We start from the raw sequence: 24,427 nt of genomic DNA, 5'->3' as shown, positions 1-24,427 counted from the left end.
TTCAGCGGCGACGAGGTTGCCGTCTGTAAGCGAACCGATACCGAATTCACCCCCGCGGGTGATACTCGCGAGGTCTGTGCGATGTCAGTGGCTGTACGTACTGGTGTTTCAGTACGTGTAGAAGCCCTGCCCGCTCTTGCGTCCGATGTCACCGGCGTCAACCATCCGGCGCATCAGCTCGGGCGGTGCGAACTTCTCGTCCTGCGACTCGGTGTAGATGTTGCCGGTGGCGTGCAGCAGGATGTCGACGCCGGTCAGGTCCGCCGTGGCCAGCGGGCCCATCGCGTGACCGAAGCCGAGCTTGCAGGCGAGGTCGATGTCCTCGGCGCTCGCCACGCCCGACTCGTACAGCTTGGTCGCCTCGACGACGAGCGCCGAGATGAGACGGGTCGTCACGAAGCCGGCGACGTCGCGGTTGACGACGATGCAGGTCTTGCCGACCGACTCGGCGAACTCCCGCGCGGTGGCGAGGGTTTCGTCGCTCGTCTTGTAGCCGCGGACGAGTTCGACGAGCTGCATCATCGGCACCGGCGAGAAGAAGTGGACGCCGACGACCCGCTCGGGGTGCGCGGTGGCCGCCGCGATCTTGGTGATCGGGATCGCGGAGGTGTTGGAGGCGAGCACGGTGTCCGGGCGCACGATCTTGTCGAGCGCGCGGAAGATCTCGTGCTTCACCTCCAGCTTCTCGAAGACGGCCTCCACGACCACGTCCGCGTCGGCTGCGGCGTCGAGGTCGGTGGTCGCGGTGATGCGGCCGAGGGCGGCGTCGGCGTCGTGCGCCTCCAGCTTCCCCTTGCTGACGAACTTGTCGTACGAGGCCTTGATGCCGTCGGTGCCACGCGTGAGCGCTGCGTCGGTGACATCCCGCAGAACGACGTCCCAGCCCGCCTGGGCGGAGACCTGGGCGATACCGGAACCCATCAAGCCGGCGCCGATGACGGCAAGCTTCCGTGCCACAGTTACGACTCCCCTTTGAAACGCCTTACACCCTTTTCAGGTTGCCTCTTCGGCGGACCTTAGCGCTCGGCCGGTGCTGTGTGACCGGTAAGTAATGCGCGTCACGTCTCATCTGACGGACATCACACCGGCGCCGGTCATTCCGTGCCTCGGACGGCCTAGTTGGGCACCTTCACGCCCAACAGCTCGTCGATGCCGTCGAGGACGAGGAGTACCTCTCGTGACCGTTTGCGCCGATTGCGCCCGGCCGAGCTGACCCGTGATCAGGTGCGGCATCCCATCGTCGGCGGCGGCGCCGCTCTCCTCGCGCAGGACCTGTTCGAGACTGGCCGGAAGGCCCTCCTGCTGAGCTGCCGACGCTCACCCGGCGGGCCCCGGGCCCCCACGGCGCGGGCCGTGACAGTGGGCACAGGCGGGTTCCGGACGGCCGGAGCGTAACTACGCTGGCCACATGGTCAATCTGACGCGCATCTACACCAGGACCGGCGACCGGGGCACCACCGCCCTCGGCGACATGAGCCGGGTCGCCAAGACCGATCTGCGGATCTCCGCCTACGCCGACGCCAACGAGGCGAACGCGGTGATCGGCACGGCGATCGCACTGGGCGGCCTGGACGAGGAGGTCGTCGAGGTCCTCACCCGCGTCCAGAACGACCTGTTCGACGTGGGTGCGGACCTGTCGACGCCGGTGGTGGAGAAGCCCGAGTTCCCGCCGCTGCGGGTCGAGCAGTTCTACATCGACAAGCTGGAGGCGGACTGCGACCGTTTCAACGAACGGCTGGAGAAGCTGCGGTCCTTCATCCTGCCTGGCGGCACCGCGGGCGCGGCCCTGCTCCACCAGGCCTGCACGGTCGTACGCCGGGCCGAGCGCTCCACGTGGGCGGCGCTGGAGGTGCACGGCGAGCTGATGAACCCGCTGACCGCGACCTACCTCAACCGGCTCTCCGACCTGCTGTTCATTCTGGCCCGCACCGCCAACAAGGACACCGGCGACGTCCTGTGGGTGCCGGGAGGGGAGCGCTGAGCCACAGCGCTCCCCGCCGCCTTCCCTGCCCCTCCCCTGCTCATCGTCCGCTCGGCGCACGGTCCTGCTCCGGGCGGGCGGCAGGGGCCTGCGGCTGCTTCTTGGGCCAGATCAGATACGTGAGTGCGATCAGCCCGTGGATGCCAAGGGCCCGCAGCGACGCCCACTGGAAGCTGCGCAGCGTCGAGGTGTCGCCGTCGCCGACGTACCGGATCGCGGCCTGGAGCAGGGCGCAGGCGACCACGGCCGCGAGGAGGGTGCGCAGCCACAGGGCGCCCTCGTGGCGGGCGCGTGCCATGCCGTAGCGCGGCGGCCGGGGCGGACGCGGGGCGCCTGCCAGACGGTGGGCCGCGTGACCGTCCAGCCGGCGGATCGTGTAGGGGCCGTACGCCACGGTGCAGCCGACGTAGAGCGCGGCGAGGCCGTGTTCCCAGCTCGGTTCGGCGCCGTTTCCGAGGTCCATCGTCGTCACCACGAACAGGACGGCCTCCAGCACCGGCTCGCACCACAGCAGCGCCACGCTGGTGCGCCGCCACTTCAGCAGATAGCGGACGGCCAGCCCGGCCGCCAGCAGCACCCAGAACCCGACCTCGCACGCGACGATCAGCCCGACGATCACGACCCGCTCCTTCCCTCGTCCTTCCAGGCTCCCGGCCGGACGGGACGTCTTCGTCGTCACCGGTGACGAGGTCGCGGTACATCGAAAGATGCAGCGCCGGCCCCTCCCCGGGGATCAGGTGCGTGGCGTGCGGTGCGTGTTGGATGGAGCCATGGCCGTACGACTCCCCCGCCCGCACCGCTTCGACGTGTACGTCGCCGTCGGCGGGCTGCTCGGTGGTCTGCTGCTGGTGGGCATCGGCCTCAGCAGCCGCGGCCCCGGCGATCCGATCACGCTCCTCGACGGGCCCTGGCCGGTCCTGCCGCCGCTCGTCGTCATGGCCTGCTGCGAGCTGCTGCGCCGGGCCGCCCCGCGCACGGCCCTGCTGGCCGGGACGGCCGCGATCTGCGCCGACATCGTGACCCAGGGCAACCTGGCCACGATCCTGATGTTCACCGACCTCGTGTACGCCGCCGTCCTGTACGGCCCGCCCGCCTCGGCCCGCCGCATCCCCTGGATCACCGGGCTGCTCACGGCGGCCGGGGCGCTCGTGCCGTTCGCGGTGTGGCGCGTGCCGCAGGCGCTGCTGATCGGCGTGGTGATCGGCATCGTCGCGTTCGGGCCCGCGGCCACCGGCTGGATCGTCCGCGACCACCGCGACGCGGCCGACGCCGCCCGGCTGCGCGCCGAACAGACCGCGCTGCTCGCCGAGATGGACCGCACCCAGGCGGTCCTGGCCGAGCGTGCGCGGATGGCCCGGGAACTGCACGACATGGTGGCCAATCATCTCTCCGCGATCGCCATCCACTCCACGGCCGCCCTGTCGATCGACAGACCGGGGACCTCGAAGGACGCCCTGTCGGTGATCCGGGAGAACAGCGTGGCCGGGCTCGCCGAGATGCGGCGGCTCATCGGGCTGCTCCGGGACGGCGGCGACAGCGTGCCGGCCGCCGTGCCCACGCTGGACGGGATCGGCGCGCTCGTCGACGGCGCCCGGGCCAACGGCCTCGACGTGCGCCTGGACACCGACCACGGCCAGGTCCCCGCCCCCGTCGAACTCGCCGCCTACCGCATCGTCCAGGAGTCCCTGACCAACGCCCTCAAACACGCCTTCCCGGGCCGGGTCACCGTGGCCCTCGTCCAGTGCGACGGCGTGCTCGATGTCCGCGTGACCAGCCCGTACGGTCACCGGGACGGCCCGCGGGCCCCCGGTTCGGGCGCCGGACTGGTGGGAATGAGGGAGCGGGCCGCGCTGCTGGGCGGCACGTTCGAGGCCGGTCCCGACAGCGCGCGGTGGGCCGTGCACGCCACGCTTCCCGTGACCGGAGGAGACCCAGAATGATCCGCGTCGTGGTCGCCGAGGACCAGTCCGCCGTCCGTGCCGGGCTCGTCCTCATCCTGGGCAGCGCGCCCGACATCGAGGTGGTGGGCGAGGCGGCGGACGGCGAGCAGGCGGTGTCCCTGGCAAGGGAGTTGAGCCCTGACCTGGTTCTGATGGACATTCAGATGCCGCGACTGGACGGCGTGTCGGCGACCCGGCAGGTGGTCGCCGAGGACCTGGCCGACGTCCTCGTCCTCACCACCTTCGACCTCGACGAGTACGTCTTCGGGGCGCTGCGCGCGGGCGCCGCCGGATTCCTGCTCAAGAACACCGCCGCGAGGGACCTGTTGGAGGCGGTACGGACCGTCGCGCGCGGCGAGGGTCTGATCGCTCCGGCCGTCACCCGCCGGCTGATCGCCGAGTTCGCCGCCAGGCCCGTACGCGAACCGACTGCGGACCCGGCCGTCCTCGACGGTCTCACCCGCCGCGAACGCGAGGTGCTGTCCCGCCTCGGCGAGGGCCTGTCCAACGCCGAGATCGCCGCCCGTCTCGACATGGCGGAGGCGACGGTGAAGACGCACGTCAGCCGTCTTCTCGGGAAGCTGGAACTGCGCAGCCGGGTCCAAGCGGCCGTACTGGCGCAGGAATTGGGGATCTGAGCGGGCCCGAAGGCTAGTGGTCCAGACCTCTTGACCGATGGTCCAGACCTTTCTATTCTCGCGGCACCGTGGGCGTGAAGGCTCAGTCGCGCCCCACCGCTTCTTGAAAAGAGGAGGCGCACCATGCGCTTCAGACACAGAGCCGCGGCAGGCTTCGCGACCCTGCTGCTCCCGCTGGCCGGTCTGGTCGGCCTCGCGAGCCCCGCCCAGGCCGCGGCCACCGCGACGGCGACCTACGCCAAGACCCAGGACTGGGGCACCGGCTTCGAAGGCAGGTGGACGGTGAAGAACACCGGCACCACCGCCGTCAGTTCCTGGGCTGGACCTGGTCGGGCGGCTTCGGCGAGGCGGCCAAGAACCCGGCGGCCTTCGCGCAGTCCTGCTACGACCTGGTCGAGGACCCGCGCTGGGCCGACGTCTTCGACGGCATCGACATCGACTGGGAGTACCCGAACGCCTGCGGCCTGAGCTGCGACACCAGCGGGGCGGCGGCCTACAAGAATCTGATGCAGGCCGTGCGCGCCAAGTTCGGCGCAAACAACCTGGTCACCGCCGCCACCACGGCCGACGGCACCTCCGGCGGCAAGATCGACGCCGCGGACTACGCGGGCGCCGCCCAGTACGTCGACTGGTACAACGTGATGACGTACGACTTCTTCGGCGCCTTCGACGCGGACGGACCGACCGCCCCGCACTCCCCGCTCACCTCCTACGCGGGCATCCCGACGCCCGGCTTCACCACGGCCGACGCGATCGCCAAGTACAAGGCGAAGGGCGTCCCCGCGAGCAAGCTGCTCATCGGCATCGGCTTCTACGGCCGCGGCTGGACGGGCGTCACCCAGGACGCCCCCGGCGGCACCGCCACGGGCCCGGCCGCGGGAACCTACGAGCAGGGCATCGAGGACTACAAGGTCCTCAAGACGTCCTGCCCCGTCACCGGCACCGTCGCGGGCACGGCCTACGCGCACTGCGGCAGCAACTGGTGGTCGTACGACACCCCGTCGACGATCACCGGAAAGATGAGCTGGGCCAAGTCCCAGGGCCTCGGCGGCGCGTTCTTCTGGGAGTTCAGCGGCGACACCGGCAACGGCGAGCTGGTGAGCGCCATCAACAGCGGCCTGCAGTAGCTCTGTCAGGCGGCGTTGACGCTCCCGCGGACTTCGTCCGGAGGACCCCCACCCAGCGAGTGAGCGTGGCTACGCCACATTCACTCGCTGTCCGGGCGGGGCGGCCTCCAGCCAGGCGAGGAACCCGGTCAGCGCGTCGTCGCTCATGGCGAGTTCCAGTCGTGTGCCCCGGTGCAGGCAGGTCAGGATGACCGCGTCGGAGAGGAGGGCCAGTTCCTCCTCACCTTCCGGGAGGCGGCGGCCGGCGACCTCGATGGCGGCGCGTTCCAGGACACGGCGCGGGCGATAGGCGTAGGAGAAGACGCGGTACCACTCGATGCGGTCGCCGTTGTAGCGGGCGACTCCGTAGCTCCAGCCTTTTCCGTTGGTGTCGGATTTCTCCGGGACGTCCCAGCGCAGGGAACAGTCGAAGGTGCCTCCGGAGCGCTGGATCAGTCTGCGGCGCAGGCCGAAGACGAACAGCGCCAGCACCACAAGGGCGACAACGACTCCGCACACAGTCAGAGCGAGGACCATCGACACCGACCTCCTCGTCTCCTAGGTACCGAAAATAGGTAACGGAACGGAAAAAACATCTATATCTGCCTCAGCCGCGGCCGGCTCCGGATTGCTCCGGTGCCGGCCGCGGCTGAGTGATGTCATACAGCTCTGCGCGGGTTCAGCTCGTCGTCGCCGCACGCAGTCGTACGTCCGCGCGACGCTCGGCGGCGGCGTCGCCCTCCGCCTTGGCGCGCTCGAGCTCGCGCTCCACGCGCTGGACGTCGATCTCGTCGGACAGCTCGGCGATCTCGGCCAGCAGCGACAGCTTGTCGTCCGCGAACGAGATGAAACCGCCGTGCACCGCGGCGATGACGGTTCCGCCATCACTCGTACGGATGGTCACCGGGCCCGACTCCAGCACACCTAGCAGCGGCTGGTGACCGGGCATGACGCCGATGTCGCCGGACGTGGTGCGCGCGACGACCAGGGTGGCCTCGCCGGACCAGACCTCTCGGTCGGCCGCGACCAGCGCGACGTGCAGCTCAGCAGCCAAGGTGGCTCCTCGGGTCACCACCCGGCGGTTCGGCCGGGTGTTGGTTACAAGTCTAGTGGGCGTGGAAGAGGGGGCGGGACGAGCCCCGCCCCCTCAGACGAACTCAGTGGTCCGAGTTCAGGAGACGCCCAGCTCCTTGGCGTTGGCCTTGAGGTCCTCAATGCCACCGCACAGGAAGAACGCCTGCTCCGGGAAGTGGTCGTACTCGCCGTCGCAGATCGCGTTGAACGCGGTGATCGACTCGTCCAGCGGGACGTCCGACCCGTCGACGCCGGTGAACTGCTTGGCGACGTGGGTGTTCTGGGACAGGAAGCGCTCCACGCGACGGGCACGGTGGACGGTGAGCTTGTCCTCCTCGCCCAGCTCGTCGATACCGAGGATCGCGATGATGTCCTGGAGGTCCTTGTACTTCTGCAGGACCGTCTTGACGCGCATCGCGGTGTTGTAGTGGTCCGCCGCGATGTAGCGGGGGTCCAGGATCCGGGACGTGGAGTCCAGCGGGTCCACGGCCGGGTAGATGCCCTTCTCGGAGATCGGACGGGACAGAACCGTCGTCGCGTCGAGGTGGGCGAAGGTGGTGGCCGGGGCCGGGTCGGTCAGGTCGTCCGCGGGGACGTAGATCGCCTGCATCGAGGTGATCGAGTGACCACGGGTCGAGGTGATGCGCTCCTGGAGGAGACCCATCTCGTCGGCCAGGTTCGGCTGGTAACCCACCGCGGAGGGCATACGGCCGAGCAGGGTCGAGACCTCGGAGCCGGCCTGCGTGAAGCGGAAGATGTTGTCGATGAAGAACAGCACGTCCTGCTTCTGCACATCGCGGAAGTACTCCGCCATGGTCAGACCCGCGAGGGCCACGCGCAGACGGGTGCCCGGGGGCTCGTCCATCTGACCGAAGACCAGGGCGGTCTTGTCGATGACGCCCGAGTCGGCCATCTCCTCGATGAGGTCGTTGCCCTCACGGGTGCGCTCGCCGACACCGGCGAACACGGAGACACCGTCGTGGTTGTTGGCGACGCGGTAGATCATCTCCTGGATGAGCACCGTCTTGCCGACGCCGGCACCGCCGAACAGACCGATCTTTCCACCCTTGACGTACGGGGTGAGGAGGTCGATGACCTTGACGCCGGTCTCGAACATCTCGGTCTTCGACTCAAGCTCGTCGAAGCGCGGGGCCTTGCGGTGGATGGACCAGCGCTCGCCCTCGTACTGCTCGTCGACGTTCAGCACCTCACCGAGGGTGTTGAACACCTTGCCCTTGGTGAAGTCGCCGACCGGGACGGTGATGCCCGTACCCGTGTCGGTGACGGTGGCCTGGCGGACCAGGCCGTCGGTGGGCTGCATCGAGATGGTGCGGACCAGGCCGTCACCCAGATGCTGGGCGACCTCCAGGGTCAGCGTCTTCTTCGCGCCGTCCTGGGCCGGGTCGGCCACCTCGACGTGAAGCGCGTTGTAGATCTCCGGCATCGCGTCGACGGGGAATTCCACGTCGACGACCGGGCCGATGACCCGGGCGACGCGGCCCGTGGCAACGGCCGTCTCAACTGTCGTCGTCATTACCTGTCACTCCCCGCGGAGGCGTCGGCCAGGGCTGCGGAGCCACCGACGATCTCGCTGATTTCCTGGGTGATTTCGGCCTGGCGGGCCGCGTTGGCAAGTCGGGAGAGCGTGGTGATGAGCTCTCCCGCGTTGTCGGTGGCCGACTTCATCGCACGGCGCGTGGCGGCGTGCTTGGAGGCGGCCGACTGGAGCAGCGCGTTGTAGATACGGCTCTCGACGTAGCGCGGCAGCAGGGCGTCGAGGACGTCCTCGGCCGACGGCTCGAAGTCGTACAGCGGAAGGATCTCGCCCTTGGGGGCGGCCTCCTTGGCGCCCGCGTCGGTAGCCGCTGATGTCACAGCTTCGAGGCTGAGCGGCAGCAGGCGGTCGTCGAGCGCCGTCTGCGTCATCATCGACACGAACTCGGTGAAGACGATGTGGAGTTCATCCACACCACCCTCGGCCGTCTCGGTCTCGATGGCCTCGATCAGCGGACCCGCGACCTTCTTGGCGTCCGCGTACGTGGGCTCGTCGGTGAAACCCGACCACGACTCCACGACCTTGCGCTCGCGGAAGTTGTAGTGGGCCAGACCACGGCGGCCGACGATGTACGTGTCGACCTCCTTGCCCTCCGCCTCAAGGCGCGCCGTCAGCTGCTCGGCGACCTTGATGGCGTTGGAGTTGAAGGCGCCGGCCAGTCCGCGGTCGCTCGTGAGGAGCAGCACAGCGGACCGGGCGACCGTCTCGGCCTGGGTGGTCAGCGGGTGCTTCGTGTTCGAACCGGTACCGACCGCCGTGACCGCGCGGGTGAGCTCGGTCGCGTACGGCGTGGAGGCCGCCACCTTGCGCTGCGCCTTGACGACACGCGAGGCGGCGATCATCTCCATCGCCTTGGTGATCTTCTTGGTCGCGGTGACGGATCGGATGCGACGCTTGTAGACCCGGAGCTGGGCTCCCATGAGTCAGGTCCCTTCCTTACGTCACTTGGCCGCGGCCGGGGCGTCCTCGCCGAGAAGCTTGCCGTCCGAGGTCTCGAACTGCTTCTTGAACTCGGCGATCGCGTCGGCAACAGCGGTGAGGGTGTCGTCCGACATCTTGCCGCCCTCCTTGATGGAGGTCATGAGGCCCTGCTCCTTGCGGTGCAGGTACTCAAGCAGCTCCTTCTCGAAGCGGCGGATGTCGGCGACCGGGACTTCGTCCATCTTGCCGGTGGTACCGGCCCACACGGAGACGACCTGGTTCTCGGTCGGCATCGGCTGGTACTGCGGCTGCTTGAGCAGCTCGACCAGTCGCTGACCGCGCTCCAGCTGCGACTTCGACGCGGCGTCCAGGTCGGAACCGAAGGCGGCGAACGCCTCCAGCTCACGGTACTGGGCGAGGTCGAGGCGCAGTCGGCCGGAGACCTGCTTCATCGCCTTGTGCTGTGCGGAACCACCGACTCGGGAGACGGAGATACCGACGTTGAGCGCGGGGCGCTGACCGGCGTTGAAGAGGTCCGACTCCAGGAAGCACTGGCCGTCGGTGATGGAGATGACGTTGGTCGGGATGAACGCGGAGACGTCGTTGGCCTTCGTCTCGACGATCGGCAGACCCGTCATCGAACCGGCACCCAGCTCGTCCGAGAGCTTCGCGCAGCGCTCCAGCAGACGGGAGTGCAGGTAGAAGACGTCACCCGGGTAGGCCTCACGGCCCGGCGGGCGGCGCAGCAGCAGGGACACGGCGCGGTAGGCGTCGGCCTGCTTCGAGAGGTCGTCGAAGATGATGAGGACGTGCTTGCCGTCGTACATCCACTGCTGGCCGATGGCCGAACCGGTGTACGGCGCCAGGTACTTGAAGCCGGCCGGGTCGGACGCCGGGGCGGCGACGATGGTCGTGTACTCCAGCGCGCCGGCCTCTTCGAGGGCACCACGCACGGAGGCGATGGTCGAGCCCTTCTGGCCGATGGCGACGTAGACGCAGCGGACCTGCTTCTTCGGGTCGCCCGAGCGCCAGTTGTCACGCTGGTTGATGATCGTGTCGACGGCCAGGGCGGTCTTGCCGGTCTGACGGTCACCGATGATCAGCTGACGCTGGCCACGGCCGATCGGGGTCATCGCGTCGACGGCCTTGTAGCCGGTCTCCATCGGCTCGTGCACCGACTTACGGGCCATGACGCCCGGAGCCTGCAGCTCAAGGGCGCGGCGGCCGGACGTCTCGATCTCGCCGAGACCGTCGATCGGGTTGCCGAGCGGGTCGACGACGCGGCCGAGATAGCCCTCGCCGACTGCCACGGAGAGCACCTCACCGGTGCGCTGCACCGGCTGACCCTCCTCGATGCCGCTGAACTCACCGAGGACGATGGCACCGATCTCGCGCTCTTCGAGGTTGAGCGCAAGACCGAGGGTGCCGTCCTCGAACTTCAGCAGTTCGTTGGCCATGGCCGAGGGCAGGCCCTCGACCTTCGCGATGCCGTCGCCGGCAAGGGTGACCGTACCGACCTCCTCGCGCGAGGCCGCGTCCGGCTTGTACGACTGGACGAAGTTCTCCAGCGCGTCCCGGATCTCCTCCGGCCGGATCGTGAGCTCCGCCATCTGGGTTCCCTGCTCTCCTTGTTGGGCCCGAAGTTTCAACTTGGGGGTCTGGGGGCGACCCCCAGGAATCCTCTGCACGGCCCAACCGGGCCGTAGGTACGTACTGCTGTGCTGCTTGTGAAGTTGCTGCTAGCCCGCGAGTCGGCGGCCGGCGTCCTCGATGCGGTCCGCGATCGAGCCGTTGATGACCTCGTCGCCGACCTGCACCCGGATCCCGCCGAGGACCGCGGGGTCCACGTCGATGTTGAGGTGCATCGTGTGGCCGTAGAGCTTCGCGAGAGCGGCGCCCAGGCGCTGCTTCTGCGAGTCGCTCAGCGGCACCGCCGAGGTGACGACGGCGACCAGGCGCTCCCGGCGCTCGGCGGCGAGCTTGGACAGGGACTCGAGTCCCGACTCCAGGCTACGTCCCCGCGGCGTGGTCACAAGGCGCGTCACAAGACGCTCGGTCGTCGCGGCGGCCCGCCCGCCGAGCAGCCGGTGCAGCAGCTCGATCTTGGCGGCGGTGGTGGCCTTGCGGTCGGTCAGTGCGGCGCGCAGTTCGGTGTTCGAGGCGACGATCCGGCCGAACCGGAACAGCTCGTCCTCGACGTCGTCGAGCGAGCCCGCCTGCTGGGCCGCGGTGAGCTCGGCGGTGTTCGCCAGCTCCTCCAGCGAGTCCACCAGGTCACGCGACTGCGACCAGCGGGAGCGCACCATGCCGGACACCAGGTCGGCGGTCGCCCCGCCGACCTGGGAGCCGAGCAGACGCTGGGCCAGCTCGGCCTTGGCCTCTGCGGCCTGCGCCGGGTCGGTCAGGACCCGACGCAGCGACACCTCGCGGTCGAGCAGCGCGGTGACGGCGGCCAGCTCGTCGGCGAGCTGCGTCGCGTCGACGGACGTCGTGTCCGTCAGCGCGTCGAGACGCTCGCGTGCGGCTGCCAGGGCCTCGCGGCTCGCTCCGTTCATCGGGTGGCCTCGACCTTCTCCTCAAGGTCCTCAAGGAAACGGTCGATGACACGGCTCTGCCGGGCGTGGTCCTCAAGGGACTCGCCGACGAGCTTGCCGGCCAGCTCGGTCGCGAGGTGACCGACGTCCTGCCGCAGCGCGGACGCGGCGGCCTTGCGGTCGGCCTCGATCTGCGCGTGACCGGCGGCGACGATCTCCTCGCGCTGCCGCTGGCCTTCGGCGCGCATCTCGGTGATGAGCGCGGCACCCTGCTCCTGCGCCTCCTGGCGCAGACGCGCGGCCTCGTGCCGGGCCTCGGCGAGCTGGGCCTTGTACTGCTCGAGGACGCTCTGGGCCTCGACCTGAGCCGCCTCAGCCTTCTCGATGCCACCTTCGATCGCCTCGCGGCGCTCCTCCAGAACCTTGTTGATGTTCGGGAGCAGCTTCTTCCAGAAGAAGAAGAACACGATGGCGAAGGCAAGGGCGCCGACGAGCAGCTCGGGACCGGCCGGGACGAGGGGGTTCTGCTTCTCCTCGGCCGCCAGCTGTACCAAGTGGTTGGCGATCACATCAGTGCCTTTCGTCGCTACGTGTGGTCAGGGGTGAATTACTGACCGAACACGAACGGCATAACGATGCCGATGAGGGCGAGCGCCTCGCAGAAGGCGAAGCCCAGGATCTGGTTGGCGCGGATCAGACCGGCCGCCTCGGGCTGGCGGGCGAGGGCCTGGGTGCCGTTACCGAAGATGATGCCGACGCCGACGCCGGGGCCGATGGCGGCGAGGCCATAACCGACGGAGCCGATCGAGCCGGTGACGGCGGCAAGGGTCTCAGTGGCAGCCATGCTGATTCTTCCTTCTCTTTACGGACCGGTGGGGGTTTGGCCACCGGACGACCGGGGTGTTGATGGGGCTCAGTGGTGCTCGGCGAGAGCACCCTGAATGTACGAGCAGGCCAGGAGTACGAAGACATACGCCTGAACAGCCTGCACGAAAAGCTCGAAGAGGATCATGATCACGGTCATCACGAACGAGACGCCGGCGGCCGGGATCATGTAGCTGTTCAGCAGGTACCAGGAGGCGACGGTAAACATCACCAGCATCAGGTGACCCGCGAACATGTTGGCGAAGAGTCGTACCGCGTGCGTGAACGGGCGGACGAACAGGTTCGAGAAGAACTCGATGACCATGACGAGCGGCAACACCGCGCCGAGCGACTTGTCGTAGCCGGTGATGTTCTTGAAGAAACCGACGAAGCCGTGTCGCTTGAAGGTCAGGGAGACCCAGGTGAACCAGACGATCGCGGCGAGAACCATCGGGACGGCGATGACCGAGGACACCGGGAACTGTGCCAGCGGGATCACGGACCAGATATTCATGATCCAGATGAAGAAGAACAGCGAGACCATGAGCGGGACGTACTTCTCGCCCTCGCGCTTGCCGAGCGTCTCGTAGACGATTCCGCGGCGCACGAAGTCGTAACCGGCCTCGCCGACCATCTGCAGCTTGCCCGGGATCACCTTGGCCTTACCGAAGGCTGCCGAGAAGAAAACGATGACGAGAAGAGTCGTGATGAGGGCGAGCAACATCACCTTGTTGAACTCGTAACCCCCCACCGTGGCAATCGGCTTGAAGAGGAACGAGTGCAGGCCCGGAGCCGGAAAGCCACACCCGTTGTCGGACATGATCCGACAGCTCCAGTCAAAGGCGAGCTGGGTCTGGTCAGCACTCACCACGGGCTCCTTCGGCGTGACGCATAGGTAGGGCAACCTCGTTGTGTCGGCGCGGCGCGAAGCCGCTGGTCGGCACCGGACTGGTGTTACGGATGCGAGGGCGGCTGGGGGGCTTCAAGCCTCGCGATTGAGCAAGCGTCAGCTCGAATGCCCGCGCCCGCGATGCCGCAGTTGGCACCGGACGATAGCAGGAGATCTCACAAGCCCTTATCCCGCCCCTACCCCTCACGACGACGACCCGGTCTTCTCGGACTTGCCACTCTTCTCGGAGTCCGGGTCGATGTAGAAAAGCTTGGCTTTCATGTGCGCACGAGCCTGCGCAGCCATCCACACGACGGTCGAGACGACGAGCGAGACGGCGAACGTCTTCGCGTTGAAGAGATGGGTGTTCTTGAAGACGGCCACGAAGATCAGGAGCAGCAGGAGCTGGGCGACGTAGAGCATCAGCCCCATGGCCTGGAACAACTGCGGGAGCGTTTTTGCCACCCACTGCAGTACGTACAGACCGATTCCCATGAAGAGGATCGCGAGCACCGTGCCGACAGCCGCACCGAGCGCACCCTTGCCGCCCGCGACCCCAGCGCTGACGGCGACGACAATCGCGCCGGCAGCCGCTGTGGGCACAGCGGTCTGCAAGAGGTTCCGGGCGTCATTGGACGGCATGGCGGCAACTCCGCTTTCACAGGGGGCGGGGGGGTGTCGTCATGGACGAGCGTAGTCCCGGATCGAGAGGGGAACTCACGGCCAATAAACCGTCGCACTACGGTCCTTCGGCTCTGTCCGGGGGTTCTCGTGAACCGTATCACAAACTATTTGATGTGGTCTTTACCTAGTTGGTGTGCTCGCTGTCACACATGAGAGTGACAGTGCGCGTCTGTGCAAAAACCGGGTGTGTTTGTCTGGTATTGGGGGGCTTTACTCCCCCACGAGTTGGCAATGCTCTAGTCAGATTCTTACCTTGCCGAGGTCAGCGCGACGTACCGGCCTTGCGCCGGTCCAGGAAGCGCGGTCGGGCCCCCAGGGCGGTCGCACCGTTCACTCCCGTCGCACCGGCGGCGACCGGAGGGCGCTGCTCCTCCTCGGCCGTGGCCGGCTGCGCCGGGGTCGACGCGGACTCGGCGACGGCCCTGCGACGGCGGTAGCGCGGCGGCACGAAGTGCTCGGCCCAGCGCGGGGCACGCGGTGTGAAGCGCGGCAGCAGGAGCAGCAGCAGACCGATCGAGCTGAGGATCACGACGCCCAGGACGATCCACATGGACGCCGAGTTGACCGAGTAGCCAAGCGCACCGAACGCGATCAAGGCCGACCAGAAGTACATGATCAGCACGGCCCGGCTGTGCGAGTGCCCGATCTCCAGGAGCCGGTGGTGCAGGTGCCCGCGGTCGGCGGCGAACGGCGACTGCCCCTTCCAGGTGCGGCGGACGATCGCCAGCACCAGGTCGGCGGTCGGCACCGCGATGATCGTCAGCGGCAGCAGCAGCGGAATGTAGACGGGCACCGTCTGGTGCACGGCCGCCTTCTCGGAACCGGTGAACAGCTGCAGCGCGTCGGGGTCGACCTGTCCGGTGATGGAGATCGCGCCCGCCGCCAGCACCAGGCCGATCAGCATCGAGCCGGAGTCGCCCATGAAGATCCGCGCCGGGTGCATGTTGTGCGGCAGGAAGCCGATGCACATGCCCATCAGGATCGCCGAGAAGAGCGTGGCCGGGGCGGCGGCCTCGATGCCGTACGAGTACCAGATCCGGTAGGCGTACAGGAAGAACGCACAGGCCGCGATGCACACCATGCCGGAGGCCAGGCCGTCGAGGCCGTCCACGAAGTTCACCGCGTTGATGGTGATGACGACGAGCGCCACCGTCAGCAGGGTGCCCTGCCACTGCGTCAGCGCGACGTTGCCGACGGTCGGGATGGGCAGCCACAGGATCGTCAGACCCTGCATGACCATGACGCCGGCGGCGATCATCTGGCCGCCCAGCTTGATCAGGGCGTCGATCTCGAACTTGTCGTCCAGGACGCCGATCAGCCAGATCAGCGCCGCTCCGGAGAGCAGCGCCCGCGGTTCGTTCGACTTCTCGAAGACCTCGCTGAGGTTGGTGAGGTGGTCGGCGACCAGCAGTCCGGCGCACAGGCCGAAGAACATGGCGATCCCGCCGAGGCGCGGAGTGGGCTCCCGGTGCACGTCACGGGCCCTGATCTGCGGCATGGCTCCGGCCACGATCGCGAACTTCCGTACCGGCCCTGTCAGCAGGTACGTCACCGCGGCCGTGATGCAGAGCGTCAGCAGATATTCACGCACAGGCTTCCCCACAGGTCTCGCTGGCCATCTCAGCCCCACACCCTAGCGACGGACGCATATGAGTGGGGACTTCCGGGTAGCGACGATGGTTGCACGCGTGCCTGTGCACGCAGGCTGCATCCAGGTGTACGCAGGTGCGTCTACCCCCGCTCAGCCGGTGTACGGCAGAAATCTACCGGTGAGCTCGCGCACCTGATCACGCGCCTTCTGGCTCTCGGTCCCGCCGCTCAGCACACCCGCCAGCAACGAGGCGATTGTGGCCATTTCCTCCTCCCCCATCCCCTGTGTGGTCACCGCCGCCGTGCCGAGCCGCAGGCCACGGGCGTCGCCGTGGGGCAGGGCGCAGCAGTCGAGCACCAGGCCGGCCGCCGCGAGCCGGCCACGCGCGGTGCGCCCGTCGACGCCGAGGGGGGCCGGGTCGGCGGTGATGAGGTGCGTGTCCGTGCCGCCGGTGGTGACGACCAGGCCCTCGGCGGCCAGCAGAGCCGCCAGCGCCCTGGCATTGGCGACCACCTGATGGGCGTACAACCTGAACGCCGGTGTTGCCGCCTCGCCGAACGCGACGGCCTTGGCGGCGATCGTGTGCATCTGCGCGCCGCCCTGGGTGAAGGGGAAAACGGCCCGGTCGACCCGCTCCGCCAGCTCGGCACCGCACAGGATCATCCCGCCGCGCGGCCCGCGCAGCACCTTGTGCGTGGTCGCGCAGACCACGTCGGCGTACGGCACCGGGCTGGGCGCCGCGCCCCCCGCGACGAGTCCGATGGGATGGGCGGCGTCGGCGATGAGATAGGCGCCGACCTCGTCGGCGACCTCGCGGAAAAGGGCGTAGTCGATGTGCCGGGGATAGGCGATCGACCCGCACACGATCGCCTTGGGGCGGTGGGTACGGGCGAGCGTGCGCACCTGCTCGTAGTCGATGAGACCGGTCTCCGCGTCGACGCCGTACCCGACGAAGTCGAACCAGCGGCCGGAGAAGTTGGCGGGCGAGCCGTGCGTGAGGTGACCGCCGTACGGGAGGCCGAGGGCGAGGACGGTGTCGCCGGGCCGCAGGAGCGCCGCGTAGGCGGCCAGTACGGCGGAGGACCCGGAGTGCGACTGCACATTGGCGTGCTCGGCGCCGAACAGGGCTTTCGCGCGGTCCACGGCGAGGCGTTCGGCCACGTCGACGATCTCGCAGCCGCCGTGGTGCCGGGCACCGGGATAGCCCTCGGCGTACTTGTTTGCCAGGGGTGAGCCGAGCGCGGACAGCACGGCGGGCGAGGAGAAGTTCTCGGCGGCGATGAGCTGCAGCGTCGTCGACTGCCTGTCGAGCTCACCGAGCAGGATCTCGGCCAGCTCCGGGTCCTGCCGGCGCAGGACATCGGCCTCAAGGGTACGGATGACCGGCATGATGGGCTCCGGGGCGTCGACGGTGACGTACGACCAATGTAGGCCCGGGACCCGTGAGATGCTCGGTTGTTACGCCCTTGCGGGTACACCGGTGAGCGCCGTGACGACCGGTTCCACCGCCTGGTGTATCTCGTCCCCGACGGACCGGAAGAAGGTCAGCGGGGCGCCGTAGGGGTCGTACACCTCGTCCGCTTCCGCCGTCGGCGCCAGGAGCCACCCGCGTAGAGCCGCCGCCGCGCGGACCAGGGCCCGGGCGCGCGCGACCACACCCTCCTCCAGCGGGGGCAGGGTCGCCGGGTCGATCGCCCGCACCAGGCGGGTGAACTCCTTCAGTGTGAAGGTGCGCAGGCCCGCCGAGTGGCCCATGGAGATGACCTGGGCGCGGTGGTCGCGGGTCGCCGTCAGGACGAGGTCGGCCATGATGACGTGCTCGTCGAGCAGCTCCCGGCCCATGAAACCGGAGGCGTCCGCGCCGAAGTCGGCGAGGACCGCCTCCGCGTTCGCCTCCATGGGGGCGCCCTCGTGGCCCCAGGTGCCCGCGCTCTCCACGATCAGCGCGCCACCCAGCACGCCGAGCCGCTGCGTCACGTAATGGCGGGTCAGCCGCTCGGTGATGGGCGAGCGGCATACGTTGCCGGTGCTGACGTGGAGGATGCGGAAACAGTCGCGTGGAAGCCCGACGAACGTCGTCGTGATCTCCGTGGCACGGTCCCCGTTGCCTATGCCACGCCCCGCGTCAGGGGCCGTCAATTCGCCACCTCGAGGTCGGGTACGACCTTCCGCAGCTCGTCGGCCGACAGCGCGCCCGCTCGCAGCAGCACCGGCACCGGGCCGGTGACGTCGACGATGGAGGAGGGGACGTTGGCGGGCGTCGGGCCGCCGTCGAGGTAGACGGAGACGGAGTCGCCGAGCATCTCCTGCGCGGCGTCGCAGTCCTCCGGCGCCGGGTGGCCGGTGAGGTTGGCGGAGGAGACGGCCATGGGGCCGACCTCGGTGAGCAGCTCGATGGCGACGGGGTGCAGTGGCATGCGCACGGCGACGGTGCCACGGGTGTCGCCCAGGTCCCACTGCAGGGACGGCTGGTGCTTGGCGACGAGCGTGAGCGCGCCCGGCCAGAAGGCGTCGACGAGTTCCCAGGCCAGCTCGGAGAAGTCCGTGACCAGGCCGTGGAGCGTGTTCGGGGAGCCGATCAGCACGGGGGTGGGCATGTTGCGGCCCCGGCCCTTGGCCTCCAGCAGATCGACGACGGCCTCCGAGGAGAACGCGTCGGCGCCGATGCCGTACACCGTGTCGGTCGGGAGGACGACCAGCTCGCCACGACGGACGGCGGACGCGGCCTCGCGCAGACCCGTCGTACGGTCCGTCGCGTCGTTGGTGTCGTATCGCCGTGCCATGTCTAGCGGGCCTCCTCGTACACGTACTTCCGGGAAAGAGTCTGGGCGGTGCTCACGGCAGCGCCTTGCGGGCCGTCGCGAACCGGGGGCGCCTGTTCAGGTCGGGGTGGTCGGCCGCGTCGGCCCAGCCCCGTTCCTCGGTGAAGATCCACGGCACCTGGCCGCCCTGGGTGTCGGCGTGCTCGATGACGACGACGCCGCCGGGGCGCAGGAGCCGGTGTGCGGTCCGCTCAAGACCGCGGATGAGGTCGAGGCCGTCCTCCCCTGAGAACAGGGCGAGTTCGGGATCGTAGTCCCGTGCCTCGGGAGCGACGTACTCCCACTCGGTCAGCGGGATGTAGGGCGGGTTGGAGACGACCAGGTCGACATGGCCGTCGAGGTCGCGGAAGGCGTCGAGCGCGTTGCCCTGCCGCAGGTCGACCCTGGACCCCTGCACGTTCTTGCGGGTCCACTGGAGGGCTTCCTCGGACAGCTCCACGGCGTGTACACGGGAGCGCGGGACCTCCTGGGCGAGCGCGAGCGCGATCGCGCCGGAGCCGGTGCACAGGTCGACGATGCGGGGTTCCACGACGTCCATGGCGCGCACGGCGTCTATCGCCCAGCCGACCACGGACTCGGTCTCCGGGCGCGGCACGAACACCCCCGGTCCGACCTGGAGTTCCAGGTAGCGGAAGTAGGCCCGCCCGGTGATGTGCTGCAGCGGTTCGCGCTGCTCGCGCCGGGCGATGGCCTCCCAGTAGCGGGCGTCGAAGTCCGAGTCCTTCACGGAGTGCAGCTCGCCCCGCTTCACGCCGTGCACGAACGCGGCCAGCTCCTCCGCGTCATTGCGCGGCGAGGGCACGCCGGCGTCGGCCAGCCGCTGGGTGGCCTGTGCCACCTCTGCGAGCAGCAGGTTCACGCAAGTCCTCCGTGTCGTACTAGGTCGTGCGTACGTGCGCCTTACGCGGCTGCCAGCTTGGCCGCCGAGTCCGCGTCGACGCAGGCCTGGATCACCGCGTCGAGGTCGCCGTCCAGGACCTGGTCCAGGTTGTAGGCCTTGAAGCCGACGCGGTGGTCCGAGAGGCGGTTCTCCGGGAAGTTGTACGTACGGATCTTCTCGGAGCGGTCGACGGTGCGGACCTGGCTGCGGCGGGCGTCGGCGGCCTCCCGCTCCGCCTCCTCCTGCGCCGCTGCGAGCAGCCTGGAGCGCAGGATACGCAGTGCCTGCTCCTTGTTCTGCAACTGGCTCTTCTCGTTCTGGCAGGAGGCGACGACTCCGGTGGGAATGTGCGTGATGCGCACGGCGGAGTCGGTGGTGTTGACCGACTGCCCGCCGGGTCCTGAGGAGCGGTAGACGTCGATGCGCAGGTCGTTCGGGTTGACCTCGACGTCGACCTCCTCGGCCTCGGGTGTCACGAGGACACCGGCCGCGGAGGTGTGGATACGGCCCTGGGACTCGGTCGCCGGCACGCGCTGCACGCGGTGCACGCCGCCCTCGTACTTCAGGCGGGCCCAGACGCCCTGCCCGGGCTCGGTGGCACCGTTCCCGCCCTTGGTCTTCACGGCGACCTGGACGTCCTTGTAGCCGCCCAGCTCGGACTCGGTCGAGTCGATGATCTCGGTCTTCCAGCCGACGCGCTCGGCGTACCGGAGATACATGCGCAGCAGGTCGCCCGCGAAGAGCGCGGACTCGTCACCGCCGGCACCGGCCTTGATCTCCAGAATGACGTCCTTGTCGTCACTCGGGTCACGCGGGACCAGCAGCAGACGCAGCTTCTCGGTGAGCTGCTCGCGCTGCTTCTCCAGCTCCTTGGCCTCAGCCGCGAAGTCCGGGTCGTCGGCGACGAATTCCTTCGCCGTCTCGATGTCGTCGCCGGTCTGCTTCCAGGAGCGGTACGTGGCGACGATCGGGGTGAGCTCGGCGTAACGCTTGTTCAGCTTGCGCGCGTTGGCCTGGTCGGCGTGGACCGACGGGTCGGCGAGCTTCGTCTCCAGGTCGGCGTGCTCACCGACGAGTTCCTCGACGGCCTCGAACATCTTGGGCTCCTGAAATGCGGAAAGAGGGGGAAGGCGGGCGACCAAAAACGCCGGTCCCGGCGCGCCTGTTTCAGGGCGCGGCCGTGGACCGGCGGATTGGAGCTCGCTACTTCTTGGAGCCGGCTGCAGCCTTGCCGAAGCGGGCCTCGAAGCGGGCCACACGGCCACCGGTGTCGAGGATCTTCTGCTTGCCCGTGTAGAACGGGTGGCACTCGGAGCAGACCTCGGCACGGACGGTGCCGCTGGAGATCGTGCTACGGGTGGTGAACGACGCGCCACAGGTGCAGCTGACCTGCGTCTCGACGTACTCGGGGTGAATGTCGCGCTTCAAGGTGTCTCCTAGTTTCGGGAGGGCGCCGGGTCGCAGCCGCGGATTGCGGAGGCGTGAACCGGAGCCGACGTACCAGTCTGCCAGGACTGGGGCCATCCCCCAAAACCGGGGGTTGGGGTGATCTATTCCCTGCCGGAGCCGACGACGCCCCTGGCTTCGCCCGTGGCATTGCCTTCGGTGGCCGTCTTCGGGATCGGCCGGTCGTTTCTGAGGGCCGTCCACACCTGCTGGGCCTTCGACTTCTCGACGATCACGCGGTTGGGGTTCGCCGGGTCGTACTGGACCGGCATCGTGACCATGTGCATGTTCGAGGAGCCGATGCCCTTGAGTCCGTTCGCGAAGGACATCAGGGAGTTGACCGAGCCCAGCTTGGAGTCGGCCGTCACGGCCTTGGTGGCGGTGTCGGCGAGGTCGTAGAGCCTCTTCGGGTTGGAGAAGACACCGATGTGCTTGACCTGGTCGACGAGTGCCTTGATGAAGGCCTGCTGGAGCTGGATGCGGCCGAGGTCGGAGCCGTCGCCGACGCCGTGCCGGGTGCGGACCAGGCCCAGGGCCTGCTCGCCGTCGAGCTTGTGACTGCCGGCCCTGAGGTCCAGATGGCTCTTGGAGTCCTTGATGTCCTTGGTCGTGGTGACCTGGACGCCGCCGAGCTTGTCGACGAGCTTCTCGAAGCCGCTGAAGTCGACCTCGAGATAGTGGTCCATGCGGATGTCCGTGACGGACTCGACGGTCTTCACCGCGCAGGTGGCACCGCCGGTGGAGTACGCGGAGTTGAACATCACGCCGGTCGCGGCGTCATGGGTGACGCCCTTGCCGTCGGTGCACTCGGGGCGGTCGATGATGGTGTCACGGGGGATGGAGACCACGCTGGCCCGCTTGTGGCCCTTGTACACGTGCAGGATCATCGCGGTGTCGGAGCGGGCGCTGCCGTCGTCCGCGCCGCCGCCGAGCTTCTTGTTGCTGCCGGAGCGGGAGTCGGAGCCGAGGACGAGGATGTTCTCCGAGCCGTTGTCCACCTTCGTCGGCCGTGAGGTGCCCAGCGCCGAGTCGATGTCGACGCTCTTGATGTTGCCGTTGAGCTTGAAGTACACGTATCCGGCCCCGGTGCCGCCGACCACGACGATGCCCGCGGTGGTCCAGGCCGCGATCAGAAGACCCTTGCGGCGCTTGCTGCGGGGCTTGCGGCGACGGCCCTTGGTGCTGCCCCGCGTGCCGTTGGTACCGGGTTCTCCCGGTATGCCGGGTCCAGGCGTGCTCTCGGCGGACATGTGCTCCTCGTTCTCGTTACGGTCGGTTACCCCCTGCTTTCAGGGACAGGCCTGTCGGTCGGTACGGGATACACGTCGTACCGCACCATCGTCGCTCCGTACGGTCAGACGGAGGAACTCGAGAAAGGGTTGCACAACGCAGTGTGCCCAACCCGTGGAAGGTTGGGCACAGAGCGTCACGAAAGCGCGCGGGCGTAACTCGCTCACCTGCTGTTTCAGCCGAAGAGGTCGTACTGCTGGAAACCGGTACCGACCGAGACCCTTGTGGCAAAGATCTCCGTGGTGGCCTTACCGGTGCCCTTGTAGAGGTAGAGGGTCCCTCCGGGCGTACGGGCCAGGAAGTCGGCCCTGCCGTCGCCGCTGACGTCGCCGACCGCGTCGAAGGCGTTGTAGCCGGTCCAGGCGCTGCGCACCTTGACGCGGGCCGAGAAGGCGTCCGTGCCGGACTTGCCGGTGCCCTTGTATAGGTACAGGTCCCCGGTGCTGCTCCTGCGGGCGAGCAGGTCGGCCTTGCCGTCGCCGGTGAAGTCGCCCTTGCCGCGCAGGGAGTTGTACTGGTTCCAGCCGGTGCCGACCTTCACCCGGGAGGCGAAGGCGCCGTTGCCCTTGCCGGGGTAGATCCACAGGGTGCCGCCGGAGTCGACCGACAGCAGGTCCGGAAGGTAGTCGCCGGTCATGTCGCCCGGGGCGACGATGCGGGTGCGGGTCGTCCAGCCGGTGAAGATCTTCGTTCTGGCCCAGGAGCCGCCGGCCGGCACGTAGTGCAGCCAGTAGACGTCGCCGCCGGAACTCTGGCGCACCACCATGTCCTGGTAGCCGTCCCGGTTCAGGTCGGTCTGCAGGACGAGGTTGACCCCGTCGTACGACCCCAGGGAGACCCGTGCCGCCAGCGAGGTGCCCTGGGAGTCCTTCTCGAACGCCTCCTTGGTCGAGGAGCTGCGTACGAACAGGTCGGCCTTGCCGTCCTTGTGACCGAGGTCGGCGTCGTCGACGTTCGCGTAGGCGGCGCCGACGTAGGTGCTGACCTTCGAGAAGACGCTGTAGTAGCCCTTCTTCACACAGTTCGCGACGCCCCACGACACGACGCCGACGATCCGGTTGTTCACGACCAGCGGTCCGCCGGAGTCTCCGTTGCAGGCCGCCTTGGTACCGCTGTCGCTGCCGCTCTGGGAGCCGGCGCAGATCATGTGGCCCTTGACGTATCCGCTGCCGTAGACGCCGGAGCAGGTGCTGTCGGCGTGGATGGTCAGCGTGGTCGACTTCAGCGTTTCGGAGATGTCCTGGCTGGTGGAGGCGGTGCGCCCCCAGCCGTAGAGCCTGGCGCTGGTGCCGCCGGCGTACGAGGCGGTGTCGCCGGATGTCGTCATGCGCAGCGGCGTCGCCGTGACCGGGGAGGCCAGGGTGAGGACGGCGACGTCGTTGTTGATGGTCGTCGCGCTGTACGACGGGTGGTTCCACTGCCTGAGCGGCAGCGAGACGGTGCCGCCGTGCAGGTCGGTGTGGCCGGAGCTGTCGGTGGCCGGCAGCTGCGAGGTGCCGGTCAGGACGGCGCCGTAGGCCTTCCAGTCGTAGCTCTTGCCGCTCTCGTCCTTGACGCAGTGCGCGGCGGTGAGGATCTTCGTCGGCGAGACGACGGTGCCACCGCAGAAGAAGCCGAGGTCGTCGCTCTCGTCGGTGGTGCCCTGGTCGTCGTAGTACCAGAGCTGCGCCATCCAGGGCGCCGAGGTGACGGCGGTGTCGGTGCCGCCGATGACGTAGGGGCTCACGGAGGAGCCGGTGGTGCTCGCGCTGAGGGACGACTTCGGCGTCGCCTGTCCCGCGGTGCCGTCGCTGGCGAGCGCGCCGGCGATGCGCCTCTTCAGCACGGTGGTCGAGACGGTGCTGGTGGCGGGCTTGGCCGTCGGTGCCGGTACGCCGGTGGCGGCACCCGCGGACGAGGCCGGCAACGCACCGGCAGCCGCGGCGGCCACTCCGGCCGCGGCAATGGGCAGTGCAATACGAATCCGGCGTCTACGACGACCGCTACCGGACAAGGGCGTGCGCAAAGAGTTCCCCCCCAGGGAGACAGGACGTGAAAGGGGCACAACAGGACGCCCGTCCCTATCAGCGCCAAAAGCCTGCCCTCCGTCACTTGCGTGACGGAGGGCAGGCTCTTAAGGGGCGCGGGGCCGTATCAATATGCGGCTCCGCCGCGTGGGCGCGATCAGCCACGACGAACCCGCGGCCGACGAACAGCCACCGGCTCAACGGCG

Annotated in this window: 24 protein-coding genes and 2 pseudogenes; 5 read left to right on the top strand and 21 right to left on the bottom strand. The window is 68.5% G+C overall.

Annotation, left to right across the window (positions count from 1 at the left end):
- Positions 1-108 precede the first annotated feature (108 nt).
- Positions 109-957, bottom strand: coding sequence for a 3-hydroxyacyl-CoA dehydrogenase family protein (locus OOK07_RS29910; RefSeq protein WP_266799547.1), 849 nt, complete (start codon positions 955-957; stop codon positions 109-111).
- Between the two features lie 451 nt (positions 958-1,408).
- On the opposite strand from OOK07_RS29910, the gene OOK07_RS29905 reads away from it, so the two are divergent.
- Positions 1,409-1,981, top strand: a complete 573-nt coding sequence (locus OOK07_RS29905) for a cob(I)yrinic acid a,c-diamide adenosyltransferase (protein ID WP_266684859.1) — start codon at positions 1,409-1,411, stop codon at positions 1,979-1,981.
- A gap of 40 nt (positions 1,982-2,021) precedes the next feature.
- Here OOK07_RS29905 and OOK07_RS29900 read toward each other — a convergent pair whose 3' ends face one another.
- Positions 2,022-2,600, bottom strand: coding sequence for a hypothetical protein (locus tag OOK07_RS29900; protein ID WP_266799545.1), 579 nt, complete (start codon positions 2,598-2,600; stop codon positions 2,022-2,024).
- Positions 2,601-2,751: 151 nt separating this feature from the next.
- Between OOK07_RS29900 and OOK07_RS29895 the strand changes: the two genes are divergently transcribed.
- The 4 genes and pseudogenes from OOK07_RS29895 to OOK07_RS29885 all read left to right on the top strand — a co-directional run.
- On the top strand, positions 2,752-3,921 hold the full coding sequence (locus OOK07_RS29895; RefSeq protein ID WP_266684857.1) for a sensor histidine kinase: 1,170 nt from the start codon (positions 2,752-2,754) through the stop codon (positions 3,919-3,921).
- Positions 3,918-4,559, top strand: coding sequence for a response regulator (locus OOK07_RS29890; RefSeq protein WP_266799543.1), 642 nt, complete (start codon positions 3,918-3,920; stop codon positions 4,557-4,559). The genes OOK07_RS29895 and OOK07_RS29890 overlap by 4 nt, the downstream gene beginning before the upstream one ends.
- Positions 4,560-4,682: 123 nt before the next feature.
- A pseudogene (locus OOK07_RS43765) lies at positions 4,683-4,835 on the top strand (hypothetical protein); the annotation flags it as partial.
- A 35-nt stretch (positions 4,836-4,870) separates the two neighbouring features.
- Positions 4,871-5,686: pseudogene (locus OOK07_RS29885) on the top strand (glycoside hydrolase family 18 protein); the annotation flags it as partial.
- Between the two features lie 69 nt (positions 5,687-5,755).
- On the opposite strand, the gene OOK07_RS29880 reads toward OOK07_RS29885, so the two are convergent.
- From OOK07_RS29880 to OOK07_RS29790, 19 genes are all read right to left on the bottom strand, one after another.
- Complete coding sequence (locus OOK07_RS29880; RefSeq protein ID WP_266521618.1) at positions 5,756-6,202, bottom strand: DUF2550 domain-containing protein; 447 nt, start codon at positions 6,200-6,202, stop codon at positions 5,756-5,758.
- Between the two features lie 142 nt (positions 6,203-6,344).
- Entirely contained in the window at positions 6,345-6,719 is a 375-nt protein-coding gene (locus OOK07_RS29875) for a F0F1 ATP synthase subunit epsilon (protein ID WP_266684855.1), read from the bottom strand.
- 117 nt (positions 6,720-6,836) lie between these two features.
- Positions 6,837-8,273, bottom strand: coding sequence for a F0F1 ATP synthase subunit beta (gene atpD, locus OOK07_RS29870; RefSeq protein ID WP_266684854.1), 1,437 nt, complete (start codon positions 8,271-8,273; stop codon positions 6,837-6,839).
- The gene (locus OOK07_RS29865; RefSeq protein WP_266799540.1) at positions 8,273-9,214 is read right to left on the bottom strand and encodes a F0F1 ATP synthase subunit gamma; all 942 of its coding nucleotides are present in this window, start codon (positions 9,212-9,214) and stop codon (positions 8,273-8,275) included. The genes atpD and OOK07_RS29865 overlap by 1 nt, the downstream gene beginning before the upstream one ends.
- Before the next feature lie 21 nt (positions 9,215-9,235).
- The gene (atpA, locus tag OOK07_RS29860) at positions 9,236-10,825 is read right to left on the bottom strand and encodes a F0F1 ATP synthase subunit alpha (protein ID WP_266684852.1); all 1,590 of its coding nucleotides are present in this window, start codon (positions 10,823-10,825) and stop codon (positions 9,236-9,238) included.
- Between the two features lie 129 nt (positions 10,826-10,954).
- Positions 10,955-11,770 (bottom strand): F0F1 ATP synthase subunit delta, encoded by an 816-nt coding sequence (locus tag OOK07_RS29855; RefSeq protein WP_266799539.1) that lies wholly within the window; start codon positions 11,768-11,770, stop codon positions 10,955-10,957.
- Positions 11,767-12,318: a F0F1 ATP synthase subunit B gene (locus tag OOK07_RS29850; protein WP_266799538.1), complete on the bottom strand. Its 552-nt coding sequence runs from the start codon at positions 12,316-12,318 to the stop codon at positions 11,767-11,769. Before OOK07_RS29850 ends, OOK07_RS29855 begins: the two co-directional genes overlap by 4 nt.
- 38 nt (positions 12,319-12,356) lie before the next feature.
- Entirely contained in the window at positions 12,357-12,593 is a 237-nt protein-coding gene (locus OOK07_RS29845) for an ATP synthase subunit C-like protein (protein ID WP_266799537.1), read from the bottom strand.
- A gap of 69 nt (positions 12,594-12,662) precedes the next feature.
- On the bottom strand, positions 12,663-13,481 hold the full coding sequence (gene atpB / locus OOK07_RS29840; RefSeq protein WP_524540326.1) for a F0F1 ATP synthase subunit A: 819 nt from the start codon (positions 13,479-13,481) through the stop codon (positions 12,663-12,665).
- 225 nt (positions 13,482-13,706) lie between these two features.
- Entirely contained in the window at positions 13,707-14,144 is a 438-nt protein-coding gene (locus OOK07_RS29835) for a Cg1360 family ATP-synthase-associated protein (RefSeq protein WP_266589960.1), read from the bottom strand.
- Between the two features lie 304 nt (positions 14,145-14,448).
- On the bottom strand, positions 14,449-15,777 hold the full coding sequence (locus tag OOK07_RS29830; protein WP_266684849.1) for an MraY family glycosyltransferase: 1,329 nt from the start codon (positions 15,775-15,777) through the stop codon (positions 14,449-14,451).
- Between the two features lie 150 nt (positions 15,778-15,927).
- On the bottom strand, positions 15,928-17,166 hold the full coding sequence (glyA, locus tag OOK07_RS29825) for a serine hydroxymethyltransferase (protein WP_266799534.1): 1,239 nt from the start codon (positions 17,164-17,166) through the stop codon (positions 15,928-15,930).
- 69 nt (positions 17,167-17,235) lie between these two features.
- The gene (locus tag OOK07_RS29820; RefSeq protein ID WP_266684847.1) at positions 17,236-17,916 is read right to left on the bottom strand and encodes an arsenate reductase/protein-tyrosine-phosphatase family protein; all 681 of its coding nucleotides are present in this window, start codon (positions 17,914-17,916) and stop codon (positions 17,236-17,238) included.
- Positions 17,913-18,560: an L-threonylcarbamoyladenylate synthase gene (locus OOK07_RS29815; RefSeq protein WP_266684846.1), complete on the bottom strand. Its 648-nt coding sequence runs from the start codon at positions 18,558-18,560 to the stop codon at positions 17,913-17,915. Before OOK07_RS29815 ends, OOK07_RS29820 begins: the two co-directional genes overlap by 4 nt.
- Positions 18,561-18,612: 52 nt before the next feature.
- Positions 18,613-19,458: a peptide chain release factor N(5)-glutamine methyltransferase gene (gene prmC, locus OOK07_RS29810; RefSeq protein ID WP_266684844.1), complete on the bottom strand. Its 846-nt coding sequence runs from the start codon at positions 19,456-19,458 to the stop codon at positions 18,613-18,615.
- A 41-nt stretch (positions 19,459-19,499) separates the two neighbouring features.
- Complete coding sequence (gene prfA / locus OOK07_RS29805; protein ID WP_266684842.1) at positions 19,500-20,576, bottom strand: peptide chain release factor 1; 1,077 nt, start codon at positions 20,574-20,576, stop codon at positions 19,500-19,502.
- Between the two features lie 106 nt (positions 20,577-20,682).
- Positions 20,683-20,907, bottom strand: coding sequence for a 50S ribosomal protein L31 (gene rpmE, locus OOK07_RS29800; protein WP_055625166.1), 225 nt, complete (start codon positions 20,905-20,907; stop codon positions 20,683-20,685).
- A 122-nt stretch (positions 20,908-21,029) separates the two neighbouring features.
- Positions 21,030-22,175 carry an LCP family protein gene (locus OOK07_RS29795; protein WP_266799532.1) on the bottom strand — a complete coding sequence of 382 codons (1,146 nt, stop codon included), beginning with the start codon at positions 22,173-22,175 and terminating at the stop codon, positions 21,030-21,032.
- Between the two features lie 215 nt (positions 22,176-22,390).
- Entirely contained in the window at positions 22,391-24,145 is a 1,755-nt protein-coding gene (locus OOK07_RS29790) for a trypsin-like serine protease (protein ID WP_266799530.1), read from the bottom strand.
- Positions 24,146-24,427: the final 282 nt, after the last annotated feature.

Origin of the sequence: Streptomyces sp. NBC_00078, assembly GCF_026343335.1 — a bacterium.
Lineage (GTDB): Bacteria > Actinomycetota > Actinomycetes > Streptomycetales > Streptomycetaceae > Streptomyces.
Note: the sequence above shows the minus strand (reverse complement) of the source record. Positions and strands in the feature narration are given on the sequence as shown.

Bases quoted from the DNA above. Each gene is read 5' to 3' on its own strand.
- OOK07_RS29905 (WP_266684859.1), top strand. From the start codon at position 1,409: ATGGTCAATCTGACGCGCATCTACACCAGGACCGGCGACCGGGGCACC.
- OOK07_RS29895 (WP_266684857.1), top strand. From the start codon at position 2,752: ATGGCCGTACGACTCCCCCGCCCGCACCGCTTCGACGTGTACGTCGCC.
- OOK07_RS29890 (WP_266799543.1), top strand. From the start codon at position 3,918: ATGATCCGCGTCGTGGTCGCCGAGGACCAGTCCGCCGTCCGTGCCGGG.
- OOK07_RS29880 (WP_266521618.1), bottom strand. From the start codon at position 6,202: ATGGTCCTCGCTCTGACTGTGTGCGGAGTCGTTGTCGCCCTTGTGGTG.
- atpD (WP_266684854.1), bottom strand. From the start codon at position 8,273: ATGACGACGACAGTTGAGACGGCCGTTGCCACGGGCCGCGTCGCCCGG.
- OOK07_RS29865 (WP_266799540.1), bottom strand. From the start codon at position 9,214: ATGGGAGCCCAGCTCCGGGTCTACAAGCGTCGCATCCGATCCGTCACC.
- atpA (WP_266684852.1), bottom strand. From the start codon at position 10,825: ATGGCGGAGCTCACGATCCGGCCGGAGGAGATCCGGGACGCGCTGGAG.
- OOK07_RS29855 (WP_266799539.1), bottom strand. From the start codon at position 11,770: ATGAACGGAGCGAGCCGCGAGGCCCTGGCAGCCGCACGCGAGCGTCTC.
- OOK07_RS29845 (WP_266799537.1), bottom strand. From the start codon at position 12,593: ATGGCTGCCACTGAGACCCTTGCCGCCGTCACCGGCTCGATCGGCTCC.
- OOK07_RS29835 (WP_266589960.1), bottom strand. From the start codon at position 14,144: ATGCCGTCCAATGACGCCCGGAACCTCTTGCAGACCGCTGTGCCCACA.
- glyA (WP_266799534.1), bottom strand. From the start codon at position 17,166: ATGCCGGTCATCCGTACCCTTGAGGCCGATGTCCTGCGCCGGCAGGAC.
- OOK07_RS29815 (WP_266684846.1), bottom strand. From the start codon at position 18,560: ATGGCACGGCGATACGACACCAACGACGCGACGGACCGTACGACGGGT.
- prfA (WP_266684842.1), bottom strand. From the start codon at position 20,576: ATGTTCGAGGCCGTCGAGGAACTCGTCGGTGAGCACGCCGACCTGGAG.
- OOK07_RS29795 (WP_266799532.1), bottom strand. From the start codon at position 22,175: ATGTCCGCCGAGAGCACGCCTGGACCCGGCATACCGGGAGAACCCGGT.